Here is a 13,011-nt window from a genome sequence, read left to right on the forward strand (position 1 = left end):
CGGCATAGAAAGGAAGAGCACATATGCAGTATATAGGAATCGACCTTGGTACCTCCTCTGTGAAACTTCTTCTGATGAAGAATGACGGGACGATACTTTCCTCCGTATCAAAAGAGTACCCTGTCAGCTACCCGAAATCCGGCTGGTCGGAGCAGGATCCTGCGGATTGGCTCCGCCAGACCCTGGCGGGTCTTGGAGAATTGCTCGAGACGGAGCACGCTGAAAAGAGTCAGATTCGAGGAATCGGCATCGGCGGTCAGATGCATGGGCTGGTAGTACTGGATCAGCAGGATCGGGTAATTCGACCGGCTATCCTTTGGAATGACGGAAGAACAGAACAGGAAACGGAATTTCTGAACACAACCATCGGAAAGAAGCAACTGTCCGAATATACGGGGAACATAGCGTTTGCCGGTTTTACCGCACCGAAAATCCTTTGGCTGAAGAACCATGAGCCGGAAAATTTTGAGGCCGTCCAGAAAATCATGCTGCCGAAAGATTATCTTGTTTATAGGCTCACAGGAGCCTTTACTACCGATGTATCGGATGCCTCCGGGATGCTTCTCCTTGACGTTAAGAACCGCAAGTGGTCGGAAGAAATGCTTGAAATTTGTGGAATTCGGGAAGAAATGCTTCCGGAAGTGCGAGAAAGTTATGAAGTCTCGGGCTGTGTAAAAAAAGAGATTATGGAATCCCTGGGTTTGTCGGGGAGTGTTACAGTGGCAGCAGGAGCAGGAGACAATGCAGCGGCAGCCATTGGAACCGGAACCGTGGAAAACGGCAGCTGTAATATATCCATCGGAACCTCAGGCACCCTGTTTATTGCATCTGACGCCTTCCAGGTTGACGAAAATAATGCCCTTCACTCCTTCGGCCATGCTAACGGTGGTTTTCACCTGATGGGCTGTATACTCAGTGCGGCTTCCTGTCTGAAATGGTGGCTGGAAGATATACTGAAAACCGGAGATTATCAAGGAGAGCAGCAGGACGTTAAAGGGATGGGGGATAATCCGGTCTATTTTCTTCCCTATTTGATGGGGGAGCGTTCGCCTCACAATGATCCCAATGTGAGAGGGGCTTTCCTGGGACTTGGGATGAATACCACCAGGGAGCAGATGCTGGAGGCAGTCTTTGAAGGCGTCTCTTTTGCACTGAAGGATTCCTTGGAAATAGCCAGGTCACTTGGCATTGAGATCCGAAAAACAAAGCTCTGCGGAGGCGGAGCAAAAAGCCCGGCCTGGCGGGAGATTCTGACTAACATCCTGAACCTTGAGGTGGAGATTCTGGAGGCGGAAGAGGGCCCGGCCATTGGCGGTGCCATCCTTGCAGCCGTAGCCTGCGGTGAGTTCTCTACGGTAGAGGATGCGGTAAAATCCATTGTCAAGATAAAGGAAACCATTACTCCAAAACCGGAGCTGGCAGAAGCCTATCAAAAAAAATACCTTGTATTTCACAGTTTATATCCCGCCATAAAGGGAATCTTGTAATAGAAATTTGAAAATCTTTTTCATACACTCTTCTCACTATAACGATCCTCCGGCTAAGCGAACTGCCCAGAAGGCTAGACTCTAACTAATTCTGGTGCAGTTCGAAGCCGTAGGATTGTTATTTTTTCAAACCTTTCCATGGCCTAATCTACTTTATAATGATTAGTAATATTTAACAAGAATAAGACAATATCTGGATTTTGGTGATATAATATCTGTAAATAAAAATTATGGAGGTTCTTGATATGTCAAAAAGCTTACGTGAAGCATTAGTCGGAGCATGGAAATTAGTTGAATATAGCATAGAAGATAAAAATAAGCAGGGAGAAAAATTTTATCCATTGGGAAAAGATGCTGCAGGGTTTCTGATGTACACGCCGGACGGATACGTATCGGCTCAGATGATGGCATCCGGCCGCCCATCCTATGCCAACGGACATATCCATACGGGTACGACAGAAGAAATGGCGAAAGCCGCAAAGGGCTACATGGCGTATTCCGGTCAATATGAAGTAGATGAAGAAACGAATACTTTGACACACCATATGGAAGTCAGTATGAACCCTACGTGGCTGGGCCAGGCACAGGAACGTTTTGTAAAATTAGAAGGAAATACCATCACGATTTCAACTGCAGGTAATCATGCAGTGTTGGTGTGGAAACGTGCAGAAGATCATGCTAAATAATCATAGAACCGTAATTCGAGTCTTTGGCTGCGAATTATTCCGCCTTCTGATAATCGTAATTTTTTTATCTATGATGATCTTTGCAATTATTCTGCCGATGCCACAGTATTATATCAAACATCAAGATTATATGGGAGCATATGATTATGAACCAGGCAGCAGACCCAGTCTCAATAGAATTTTAGAAGAAGAGGCCCAAAAGTCTGGTATTCGATATGATAAGGGAAGTTTTGAAATCCTTGACAGCCATGGTATGAGTTTTAATCACCTGTTCTTATGCTCCTATCGAATTAACGGGACGCAAGAAGTACGTATCTTTCATTTTGAAAAGAATATCTTCGGAAACATGAAACCCAAATACCCGCTATCCCAATCTTATATCATACCCAATTCCGCTGATGAGGACGACTTTTATCGGGCCTATGTCGAAGACGGCATTTTTGGCGGATATTTGCTAACGGCAGGATATGCATCTGAGACAACCGTTTTAAAAAACTACAAATTAAATCATTTCAGAGTAGACCAGGTTCATCCTTCAAATTATTTTATGTGGATAGAGCTGGTTCACGAGCCGTGGAAGACAGAACTGGTTAAGTTTATCCTAACCTTTCTATTTATTCTCGTATTAGGAACGTTTCTAAACCGGTACAGAAAACCGGTAAAATTCTATTCGGGATGGCGAAAGGGAGACAAAATATTTCCACGACGTATTGAGGAATAGCAGCGTTAATCCTCATTCTTTGTTCTTTCAGTTTGTCTATTTGCGGTTGTGATGACACGAAAAGCCCGGAAGAGAAATTAAGTAACAGCACCTGACTCTTAGTCAGGGTGTCCGCGGTTCGAGCCCGCGATGGAGTACCAATAAAAAAATACCGTACCGAAAGGCGGGCGTCAATAAGGAAGTATATTAACAGGGAACGGTGTAGCCGGAAGGCTATGCCGTTTCTCTGTTTCTGCGTAACATTTCATCGGTTAGTTCGGGGATGTCCAGGATGCCCACGCCGTTGTAGACGATTTCCACCTTTTGCTTCCGCTTCCCGCTGCTTTTGTCGGGCGCATGAATGATGATCTTTGAGGTGAACTCGTTGAGAATCGTCGGCGTAAGCTCCCATATGTCCGTGTATTTCCTGACCGTCGCAAGGAATTGTCCCGTATCCTCGGCCTGCTGTTCCTCCTCGGTCAGTTCCGCTTGTAAATCAGAAATCTTGCTCTGTAAATCTTTTTGCTCGGCCTCGTAATCCGCCGACAGCTTTTCATAGCGTTCTTCAGATAATCTTCCGGATGCGCTGTCCTCGTAAATACGCTTGAAAAGCCGGTCGATTTCTTCTGTGCGTTCCTGCGCCCTTTGCAGTGCCTTCCGTTTTCCGGCAAGCGCTGTTTTCTGTTCCTCGGCGGATTTCCGGCTCACCTGTTTGACAAACACCTTTTCAAACTGCCGCACATACCGGATGATGCCCCGCACATGCTCCAGCACCAGAGTGTACAGCACAACCTCACGGATGAAGTGGACGGAGCAGGTGCCTGTGTTGCTTTTGTAGTTGGAGCAGACAAAATGGTTCTGCCGTTCCTCAAAGCCGTTGGCGGTGCAGTAGTAGAGCTTTGCTCCGCAGTCCGCGCAGTAGAGCAGGCCTGAGAACATGCTCGTCCTACCTGTTTTGGTCGGTCTGCGCTTGTTCTTCCGCAGCTCCTGTACTCTATCCCATTGCACCTGCTCAATGATGGCGAGATGAGTGTTTTCAAACACGCAGCGGTCTTCCGGTGGATTTTCCAGCTTCTTTTTGCTCTTGTAGGACTTCCGGCAGGTTTTGAAATTCACCGTATGCCCCAGATATTCCATCCGCTCCAGAATTCGCTTGACGGTTTCCGTGACCCAGCGGCAGGGATTGGCGGGAACAGGATTGGTTGTTTTCTGCCCCTGCTGCTGCAAATAAGCGGTGGGGGTAAGGATGCCGTCCTTTGTCAGCCGACGGGCGATCTGTGTGGGACCTAAGCCCGCGACGCACAGGTCGAAAATCCTTTGTACCACTTGAGCGGCTTCTTCGTCCACGAGCCACTGTTTGGGATTTGCGGGGTCTTTCCGGTATCCGTAGGGAGGATGGGTAGATAAATGCTCACCGGCTTGTCCCTTTGCCTTGAATACGGCGCGGATCTTCTTGCTGGTGTCGCGGCAATACCACTCGTTGATGATATTGCGGAACGGGGTGAACTCGTTATCCCCGTAGGCGCTGTCCACACCATCGTTGACGGCGATGAACCGGACGTTCTTTTCGGGGAACATGACCTCGGTATAAAGGCCAACCTTCAGGTAATCGCGCCCGAAGCGGGACATATCCTTGATGATGACCGCGGATACCTTTCCGTCCTCCACCAGTTCAATCATCCGCTGAAAATCCGGGCGGTCGAAAGTTGTTCCCGATATGCCGTCGTCCACGAAGAATACCGGATTAAGGAAGCCGTTGTCCTTCGCGTATTTGCCGAGCATCTTTTTCTGATTTACAATGCTGTTGCTGTCGCCCTGAAGCTCGTCGTCACGCGACAGGCGGCAATACAGGGCGGTAATTGTGTCTGACTGTCTTTGCATAATGCCTCCTTCCGGACAGTCGGACAAACGGATATTGTATGAGAAGATAATACCACACCCGTTTTCCGAAGTCACGCTTTAAAGCGTTAAACTAAATTTACTCATTAGGCTTTCCCCTGAGGATAAGGCGTTTGACTTTGATGGTCATATCCTCCCTGGCGTCCTTTTCAAATCGTGATACCACCTCATAGGTCGTGCCGCCGATTTTTCGCTCAAAATCCAGATTAGGCGCTTTGCTGCTCAATGGCGTTTTTTCGCTGTTGTTACTCATGGATTACCCTCCTTGCTATTGCTGACTTCCCATACGGTGAAATCCTGTTCTTCTACTGCCGTTGCCTGCCGGATAATCTCTTTGGTGTCCATAGGTTCAGGCATAACGGCTGTGTCCTGAAGTTCCAGCAGACCTTTCCGAAATAACGCAAGCGCCTCTTTCAGACGTTTGGAATCGATATGCCCGGTGGCATGGGCGCGGGCGGCGATTTGATTTAAGAGATTGCCGATTCGGTAAAGTTGTTTTGTCATGGCATAGTAATCCGCCGACGGTCGGTCTTTGGGAACCAGTCCGGCAATCAGAAAGCGGATGCAGGTGGATTTGGGCAGGCCTGTCCGCTCCGACATCGCGCACAGCTTTTCATACTCCTTATCCGTGAATCGGATGTGAAAGGTCTTGTTGTGTTTGCGCATATGAATCCTCCTTGCGCTGTGATTGGGGTTTCAGGGGATTTCCCCTGACAAGCGAATTTTGGGCACACAAATTCAGTGCTTGCTGCAACATAAGACGCCTTGCCTTCGGCAACGGACAAGCCGAAAAAAGGACGGTCAGCACAGCACGAAATCATCTTCTTTTCGGCTGGTTGTCCATTGCAAAGATAGAAGTAAAGTTTCGGCGCAAATATCTCCACTTATAATCAGCAGATTTTTGAGCGGTTTGTTGGGGGCTTTTTAAGTAAACTTTATAAATTGGTCAAAGCTTTTTCCATCCGGTGCAGGCCACAGGCGATGGATTTGCAGACGGTGCTTGCGCAGACGCCCTCCGCTCTGGCAATCGCGGCCTTACTCATACCGTGAAAGAAGCAGGCATGGATACGTCTTGCCTGCCTTTCCGGTAAACTTCTGATGGCTGTGTATAACTCTTGATCGGCAATTTTTTTCTCATAAATTTCCTGTGGAGATGGCTCGCGGAACAGGACGGCGTTTTCAATGCCGTCGTCCAGGTCGAGGGAGTAGTACGCCTTATGAACGCGCCTGCGCTCGTAATACGCGTGGTCGTCGCGCTTGAATTGGGTAAGCGCCTCTATAATCTCGTCTTGTACTTCCAGAAAGGTGTCCGACGTATATGCCGGGTAATAATCCCGCAGATTGATTGTTTTCATGGCTAATCCTCCGTTTCGATTTTTTAGGTATGGACAATCGAAACGGAAGGGGCGGGGAGCGGCAGTTTCTTACCGGCTTGTCCGAGATGACCATTCGAAAAAGAACACAAGCGGTCAGAAGAGGGCGCAAAAAAACACCTTTACGGGAATATCCCCGAAAGGTATCGAATAAAAAATGAGCGCAATAGCCGCCTATTAATTCTTGTGATCTTTTGAAATTATGTAGGAGGAAAACTTCTGCTATATTTGGCCGCTACGGTCAGGTAGCGGCCCCTCACGGACAGAAAACAGCGGGTTTGGATACATGAAAGCCTCCTATCCCAAAGCCGCCGCTAATACATATGGGGCAAAAAAGGACGTACTTATCACGTCCTCGGAAATCTCTTTTTTAAGAAAAACGGCGGCTTAGATTTTTGATTACAAAGCCGCCATTGAACGGACAGTGTGCTGCATTGCCGTCAAAGCAACGGTTTTGTACTCGTTGCATAATGTCAGCAATCGTGTAGCACACAATATAGTCATCATAAAGAAAGAGCCGATAACTGTGAACATTTTTATTTCACAAGTTATCGGCTCTGCGTCTTAGCGTCTGGCTCTCTAATAACTGACATATTCAGTTGTCGTACATTGATTAGTGTTTCCTGTTTGCACTTCGGACAGAATAGCGGGAAGTTTTCAAGGATTGTGTCTCCGCGTATCCTAATACGAGTTTTGTTTTTGCAGACAGGACATAATATCCACTCCACTTTCATCTACTATCCACTTCTCCCTTAAAAAGCAAACAGAGAACAGCCGGTATATTTGCCTTCAATTTCAGGAAACTCGATGTGTTTTTGTCTTTCGGCATTGGGCGCTCCTTATCCAATCCTGAACATAAATGTTCAGGATTTCAAATAATCCAGCGGATTTACCGCAATCCCGTTTAAATAGACACCGAACGCAAGGAAAGGGGCGGTAGCTTTGCCGGTCGAACCGACCGTTCCTATCGTGTCGCCGGCAACAACAGGATCTCCTGCCGAAACAAGCGACTCATCAAGGTGCAGATAGAAGGTTTCAATGCCGTTACCGTGATCGATCATGATGTAATTGCCCCGTTCGTCGTCGAAGCTGACTTCGGAAACGGTTCCGGCAAGGGCCGCATATACGGCCGCGCCTTCTATTCCTTTTCCGGTGATTTGTATATTGTCGTTAAATATTTTAACTTTCTCAATGGGATGATAGCGCGTGCCGAACGTCGCAAAAATGACGTCGCATCCCTCCACGGGCCATACCCATTCAGTGTCCGAAGCTGTCTCATTAATGACATCAGCGCCGACAGTAGGTGATGTCCCTGCCGCATCCAAATCCGATATATCAGACTGCGTCAGTAATGAAGTCTTTGTAGCAGAAGGAATGTCCTCTATTTCAGAGAAAGCGCCTCCCGCTGCATCCGAAACGGATGCAGCACCGATGCACCCGGCAAGAGTACACAGCATGGCTATCACAACAGAAAAGACCGCCGTTTTTTTACTCATTTTTTTGAATCTCAACATGAGAGTAAGTCTCCTTTCAATCCCTTTTTTTGTCTCGGCAAGTGTGGCGTAAACACCGGCTTGCTTTTCCGCTACCCTGCCCAACATATTCAAAATCGTTTCTCCATAAAAGTGCCGATCCTCCACGGACATATCCCTTACAACCTGTTCATCGCAAGAAAGTTCGCAACTCGTTTCAACTTCCTTCGTAAGCAGATAAATAACAGGGTTAAACCAGTGTATTGCTCCGATCAGCAGCATTAAGGTTTTTACCCACAGATCGCGGCGCTGATAATGGATCAGTTCATGCTTGAAAATGGTGGAAAGTTCCCGCTCATTCACCTCCACTTCGGGCAAGACCAGAAGCGTACGAAAAATCCCGGTGAGCATCGGGGTTTTCACGGTGTCGCTCGTAAGAAGCCGAATCTTTCCGGAAACGCCCTGCGTAGTTTTTCCGGCTTCAAGCAGGGAATATATCTTTTTATCCTCAACTGGCAGGCCGGTTCTTATGAGCCTTCTCCTGAAACGGATATACCGGAATCCGTTGGTACAAACGGAAAGCACCGCACCGATAAGCCAGATATACGGAAGGAATGGCAAAACAATGTTTAAGGAAATATCCTTATCCATCCCCGGAGTTAATGTTGAAGTCTGTGCGGGCGTATCAATCACGACGTTGCCTGTAATCGGAAGAGGGGCAATCGTGTCCAGCACAGCGGTTACGGCTGCCTGCGGTCTATCCGGTTGTGCGCTTTGATGCAGCAGGGCATCATAGAGACTGTTTCCGGCCACGCCCACAGGAAGAAGGAAGAACATCACCGCCAAGATGCACATGCGGTAACGCCAAGTTTGATTAAAAACTCTTTGTGTAATCGGCCGCAGCAGGAAAAGCAATACAGTAATAAGGCTACCCGCAACGGACAGGGTCAACACTATTCTGAAAATTGTTTGTAGCAATTTCGTCACCTACCTCTGCGAAAACCACTTTTTGAGATCCTCGATCTCGTCCTTGGTCAGGTCATCCCCCTCGTATAACGCGGATATAAATTTCTTGATCGACCCGTCATATACCGAATCAAGAAAAGATCGGGTTTCAAAGCGTTTATACTCGTTTGCAGACACAAGAGGAATATACTCGTTTGCCCGACCATGCTTTTTAGCTGTCAAAATCCCTTTTTCAATCAATCTGGCAAGGAAGGTCAGTACGGTATTGGGCTTCCAATCCTTGTTCCGATTTTTAAGTTCATCCAGCAACCAAGCGGACGAAATGGAGCCGCCTACGGCCCAAATGATCTGCATGACTTCTTTTTCAGCTTCCGACATTCTTTGAATTTTACTCATAAGACATACCTCCATGACAAACTACATGATGTAGTGATTATTATTCTACGACTTGTAGTTTAATATGTCAAGGACAAATTGAAAGTTTTTTACAAATAGAACGGTAAACGGCAAACAGGGCAAGTGTCAATACACTTGCAGATTTTTTGCATTTTGCCCTGCGGCCAAAACACAAAAAACCTGCTTGTTGGGGCCAGCCCCAAACACGTGCCACTTCGGGCCATGTTGGCCCGAAGATGGGTCGCTTCGCTTAAGACAGAAAAAGTACCTGTCGGTTAAGTATCCAACAGGTACTTTCGAAACTATCTTTACTTGTAAACGATTTGACAGAGGGCGATTTCCTCGGCCTCATGCTTTAGTTCGTTCGTCGTACCCACCCACTCCATCTGCTGGTTTGCCTTATCTGGCAGACTTATTTTTCGGCTGGTTTGGCCTACAATATCCTGAACCATTTCCCTTGCCAGTAAATCCACTTTGGCGAGATGGGCGTACAATTCTCCTGACAACAATAGCTTTGCATATAATCCGCGCCTGTAGGTTTTCAGATAGAAGCGTCGTAGCATACCATATTTGCCGATTGCGATGTGTTCCGTTTCGGGCAAAGCCAAATCAGGCAACAGGTAGTCTCCAGACTGTGAATAAGTAATCTCTTTCATTATGTGTTAGCCTCCAATACGTTTGTAGTTGCTGTTTCCAGCTTATTTACAATACCGTTTGCCGACTACCCCAATGTTTATTTGCGATTACTTCCTTATCACATGCCCCGTAAGGTGCGGTATTTTTTTATTTGCATTCAAGTCGGTGGTTCGAACCGCGGACGGAAGGGGTTATGGGGAAGGTTTGTCAAAATCTTTAATTGAAAACAGTATTTTTACAATAAAATAATGTATTATAATAAGACACGCCCAGTTTAATCTGAAAATTAAAGAAATAGAATCGATTAATATAAAAATCTTATGAGTTGCATTTTAGGAAAAGGTTAAAGATGCTCGAAGCCAACGTTTTTCATAACGTTTGTGCCTTGAGCCAAGCGAAAGGAATGGATATAAATATGAACGAAACAAAAAAGTTACAAATAAATAAACCTGAAAGGTTTAAGGATTATCCCCTTGATAATGAGATCAAAAAAGCACTGAGTGAGCTGGGCTTCAAACAGCCTTTAGAGGTTCAGGCGAAAACAATTCCGATGATTTTGGAGGGCAAAGATTTAATCGTTAAATCACAGACAGGCAGCGGCAAGACAGCAGCCTTCGCCATTCCAATCTGTCAAAAAATCGATGTGGCACTTGAAAGTCCTCAGGTTTTGGTTCTGGCACCGACACGTGAATTGACGGAACAGGTTAAAAATGATTTTGCGGACATTAGCAAGTATAAGGAAATAAAATGCTGTGCCCTTTATGGAAAGCAGCCTATGGCAGACCAAAGAAAAGAATTAAAGAAAAATACACCCCATGTTATCGTGGCTACGCCAGGCAGAATGATGGACCACATATTGAACAAAAACGTTAAACTTCAGGATATCAAATATCTGGTGATCGACGAAGCGGACGAAATGCTGATGATGGGCTTTAAGATGCAGATCGAAACAATTATTGAGAAACTGCCAAAAGATAGGGTAACGCTTCTGTTCTCAGCAACAATGCCGGAAGATGTGATTTCTCTAAGCGAACAATATATGATTCATCCTGAAAATATTGAAATTGAATCAGGCGTATCAAACATTGATAAAATCGAGCAAATCTACTATGCAGTAGATGGTCTCAAAAAAGTTGATTTTATGAAGAAAGTCCTCGAAAGAGAGCAGCCTAGAAAAGCCATTATCTTCTGCAATACACAAGAGCAGGTGGACAACTTACTTGAAATCCTTAGGAAATGGAGCGGCTCTATCTGTGCAGTCCATGGCGGAATGGATCAGCAGATACGTACAGAGAAGCTGACCCTCTTTAAGCGCGGTGAGTGCAAGTTACTGATCGCTACTGATGTGGCCGCAAGAGGTTTGCATGTGCATGGTATCACTCATGTTATCAATTACGGAGTCCCGTTTGAACAGGAGCAGTATGTGCATCGAATCGGCAGAACAGGTCGTGTTGATCAACACGGAATCGCCATCACGATGGTTATCCCAAGCGAAATGGACCGATTTCGTGAACTTGAAAAGTTCCTTGGCTATAAGATACCATGCAAGGGTGGCCATGTGAACAGAAAACCAAAGGCAGAAACCGGACGTCCTGCCGGCAAGGAACGGTTTAAATTAGAAAACCGTAAAGGGCAGAAAGCTTTGGTGCAGTTCAGTGCAGGCAGAAGCAACAGCACGCTGAAGGCAAGTGATTTTGTGTCTGCAATTCGAAGCGTGGAAGGCATTTCTAACGAAGACATCGGAAGAATAGATATCAGAGATACCGTAACCAATGTTGAGATTTTTGACGGAAAAGAAAGAGCGGTGATTAACGCCTTCAAAACAAAGAAAGTAAAAGGCAAACTTCTACGGGTAAAGAGAGGCTAATAGAAATTTAGTCCTGTTTTGACATCCTTCCGATGATGTTCTCGATGTAATTATTTTAGAAGGCCATAAGCATGAAGCTTTCTTGATATTGTAGGCTGGTTTGTCTGAAGAATTTCAGCTATTTTTGATGCAGACTTATATTCATCCCAGTATTTTTTAAGCAGAGCTTTTTCATATTGTGAGACCAGAGCTTTTAATGAAATATTTGAATTATTATCAGAGACAGCGATATCTGCTCCATAATAGCTGTAATCACGATTCAAGGCCAATTCAACATCCTGAACGCCAATGGTGTTGTTTTGCGACAGCAATACAACCCGTTCAATTACATTTTGAAGATCGCGTATGTTCCCTTCGTAAGGCAGGTTTTTCAGATATTCTATGGCTTCGAAGGTGAAATCTTTATGCAGATTATATTTCGCATTAAACCTTACCAGGAAATGCCGTATTAGGGGAGGAATATCCTCGATTCTTTCATCTAATGAAGGAACTGTGATTTGAATTACGGATAGTCTATAATAAAGATCTTTTCTGAAAGAACCTTGTTCAGTCATATTTTCAAGATCACAGTTGGTTGATGCAATAATACGGACATCAGTACTGATGGGTTTGGTTCCGCCTACGTGATAAAATTCACCTTCTTGCAAAACTCTCAGGAGCTTAGACTGCAAATGCAGAGGAAGTTCCCCAATCTCATCAAGAAGGACGGTGCCTCCGTCTGCAATTTCAAACATGCCTTTTTTACCACTGGTGCATGCATTGGTAAAAGCGCCTGCCTCGTAACCAAAGAGCTCGGATTCTAAAAGAGTTTCCGGAATGGCTGCACAGTTAATCTTAATAAAAGGTTTGCCGACACGTGAGCTTTTCTGATAAATATAGTCTGCAATAACTTCTTTGCCGGCACCTGATTGTCCTAAAATCAAAATTGTGGAATTAAAATGCGCGACTTTATCGCATACGCTGATCAGGCCTTGCATTTTTTTACTACAATAAATCAAGGTTTTCTGCATATCGACAATCTCCTGCAGTTGATGAACAGTCTTTTCCAGTTGCTTATTGCTGTTCTTGGCTGATTCAAGTTCCTGTCGGATATAATTATGCTGCGTATTGTCAACCAGATTACAAATTACATATTTCAAATCCCCATCTGTGCTAAAATAGGGTTGCCCATACACTAGATAACTCTTGCCGGATGGCAGAGTCTGTTCAATCGTTACAGGCTCTTTTGTATTTACGACCTTCATGGTAGCGGATTGATTGAAGTTCTCGGCTTGGATATCTGCCATGCTTCGTCCCAAAGTCTTATGGGGTTGGTGCCCGGTGATTCTGATCTGGGATTGATTGATTTTTATTACTACACCATTTGCATCGGAAAGAGTAAAACCCACTTCGGATAAATTGAAGGCTGCTTCCAGCAATTCTAAATCTTCATTTTGTCTTTCAATAATGCTCTCTAATTCATCGATTCTATTTAATAAATCCTGATAGGAGTCCATAAATCCACCTCCATACAATTTGCTGCTTTATTA

The 13,011-nt window shown here is 45.4% G+C and carries 13 protein-coding genes; 4 read left to right on the plus strand and 9 right to left on the minus strand.

Annotated elements, in window-relative coordinates; all coding sequences use genetic code 11:
* Positions 1-23 precede the first annotated feature (23 nt).
* The 3 genes from xylB to KCX82_RS07950 all read left to right on the plus strand — a co-directional run bounded on the left by xylB (position 24) and on the right by KCX82_RS07950 (position 2,894).
* Positions 24-1,487 carry a xylulokinase gene (gene xylB, locus KCX82_RS07940; RefSeq protein ID WP_227017923.1) on the plus strand — a complete coding sequence of 488 codons (1,464 nt, stop codon included), beginning with the start codon at positions 24-26 and terminating at the stop codon, positions 1,485-1,487.
* Between the two features lie 245 nt (positions 1,488-1,732).
* On the plus strand, positions 1,733-2,173 hold the full coding sequence (locus tag KCX82_RS07945) for a lipocalin-like domain-containing protein (protein ID WP_227017924.1): 441 nt from the start codon (positions 1,733-1,735) through the stop codon (positions 2,171-2,173).
* Complete coding sequence (locus KCX82_RS07950) at positions 2,163-2,894, plus strand: hypothetical protein (RefSeq protein WP_227017925.1); 732 nt, start codon at positions 2,163-2,165, stop codon at positions 2,892-2,894. Before KCX82_RS07945 ends, KCX82_RS07950 begins: the two co-directional genes overlap by 11 nt.
* A 213-nt stretch (positions 2,895-3,107) precedes the next feature.
* On the opposite strand, the gene KCX82_RS07955 is transcribed toward KCX82_RS07950, so the two are convergent.
* The 8 genes from KCX82_RS07955 to KCX82_RS07990 all read right to left on the minus strand — a co-directional run bounded on the left by KCX82_RS07955 (position 3,108) and on the right by KCX82_RS07990 (position 9,635).
* Positions 3,108-4,754 (minus strand): recombinase family protein, encoded by a 1,647-nt coding sequence (locus KCX82_RS07955; protein WP_227017926.1) that lies wholly within the window; start codon positions 4,752-4,754, stop codon positions 3,108-3,110.
* A gap of 97 nt (positions 4,755-4,851) precedes the next feature.
* On the minus strand, positions 4,852-5,025 hold the full coding sequence (locus KCX82_RS07960; RefSeq protein WP_227017927.1) for a transposon-encoded TnpW family protein: 174 nt from the start codon (positions 5,023-5,025) through the stop codon (positions 4,852-4,854).
* Complete coding sequence (locus KCX82_RS07965; RefSeq protein WP_227017928.1) at positions 5,022-5,438, minus strand: plasmid mobilization protein; 417 nt, start codon at positions 5,436-5,438, stop codon at positions 5,022-5,024. Before KCX82_RS07965 ends, KCX82_RS07960 begins: the two co-directional genes overlap by 4 nt.
* A 269-nt stretch (positions 5,439-5,707) precedes the next feature.
* Complete coding sequence (locus tag KCX82_RS07970; RefSeq protein WP_227017929.1) at positions 5,708-6,127, minus strand: sigma-70 family RNA polymerase sigma factor; 420 nt, start codon at positions 6,125-6,127, stop codon at positions 5,708-5,710.
* A gap of 566 nt (positions 6,128-6,693) precedes the next feature.
* Entirely contained in the window at positions 6,694-6,879 is a 186-nt protein-coding gene (locus tag KCX82_RS07975) for a cysteine-rich KTR domain-containing protein (protein ID WP_227017930.1), read from the minus strand.
* A gap of 129 nt (positions 6,880-7,008) precedes the next feature.
* Complete coding sequence (locus tag KCX82_RS07980; protein ID WP_227017931.1) at positions 7,009-8,595, minus strand: M23/M56 family metallopeptidase; 1,587 nt, start codon at positions 8,593-8,595, stop codon at positions 7,009-7,011.
* A gap of 9 nt (positions 8,596-8,604) precedes the next feature.
* A complete protein-coding gene (locus KCX82_RS07985; protein ID WP_227017932.1) occupies positions 8,605-8,979 on the minus strand; it encodes a BlaI/MecI/CopY family transcriptional regulator in 375 nt (124 codons plus the stop codon).
* A 308-nt stretch (positions 8,980-9,287) separates the two neighbouring features.
* Positions 9,288-9,635 (minus strand): TnpV protein, encoded by a 348-nt coding sequence (locus KCX82_RS07990; RefSeq protein ID WP_227017933.1) that lies wholly within the window; start codon positions 9,633-9,635, stop codon positions 9,288-9,290.
* 395 nt (positions 9,636-10,030) lie between these two features.
* On the opposite strand from KCX82_RS07990, the gene KCX82_RS07995 reads away from it, so the two are divergent.
* The gene (locus KCX82_RS07995; RefSeq protein WP_227017934.1) at positions 10,031-11,482 is read left to right on the plus strand and encodes a DEAD/DEAH box helicase; all 1,452 of its coding nucleotides are present in this window, start codon (positions 10,031-10,033) and stop codon (positions 11,480-11,482) included.
* Between the two features lie 50 nt (positions 11,483-11,532).
* On the opposite strand, the gene KCX82_RS08000 is transcribed toward KCX82_RS07995, so the two are convergent.
* The gene (locus tag KCX82_RS08000; RefSeq protein WP_227017935.1) at positions 11,533-12,978 is read right to left on the minus strand and encodes a sigma-54 interaction domain-containing protein; all 1,446 of its coding nucleotides are present in this window, start codon (positions 12,976-12,978) and stop codon (positions 11,533-11,535) included.
* Between the last annotated feature and the right edge of the window lie 33 nt (positions 12,979-13,011).

Source organism: Sinanaerobacter chloroacetimidivorans (assembly GCF_018128545.1).
GTDB lineage: Bacteria > Bacillota > Clostridia > Peptostreptococcales > Anaerovoracaceae > Sinanaerobacter > Sinanaerobacter chloroacetimidivorans.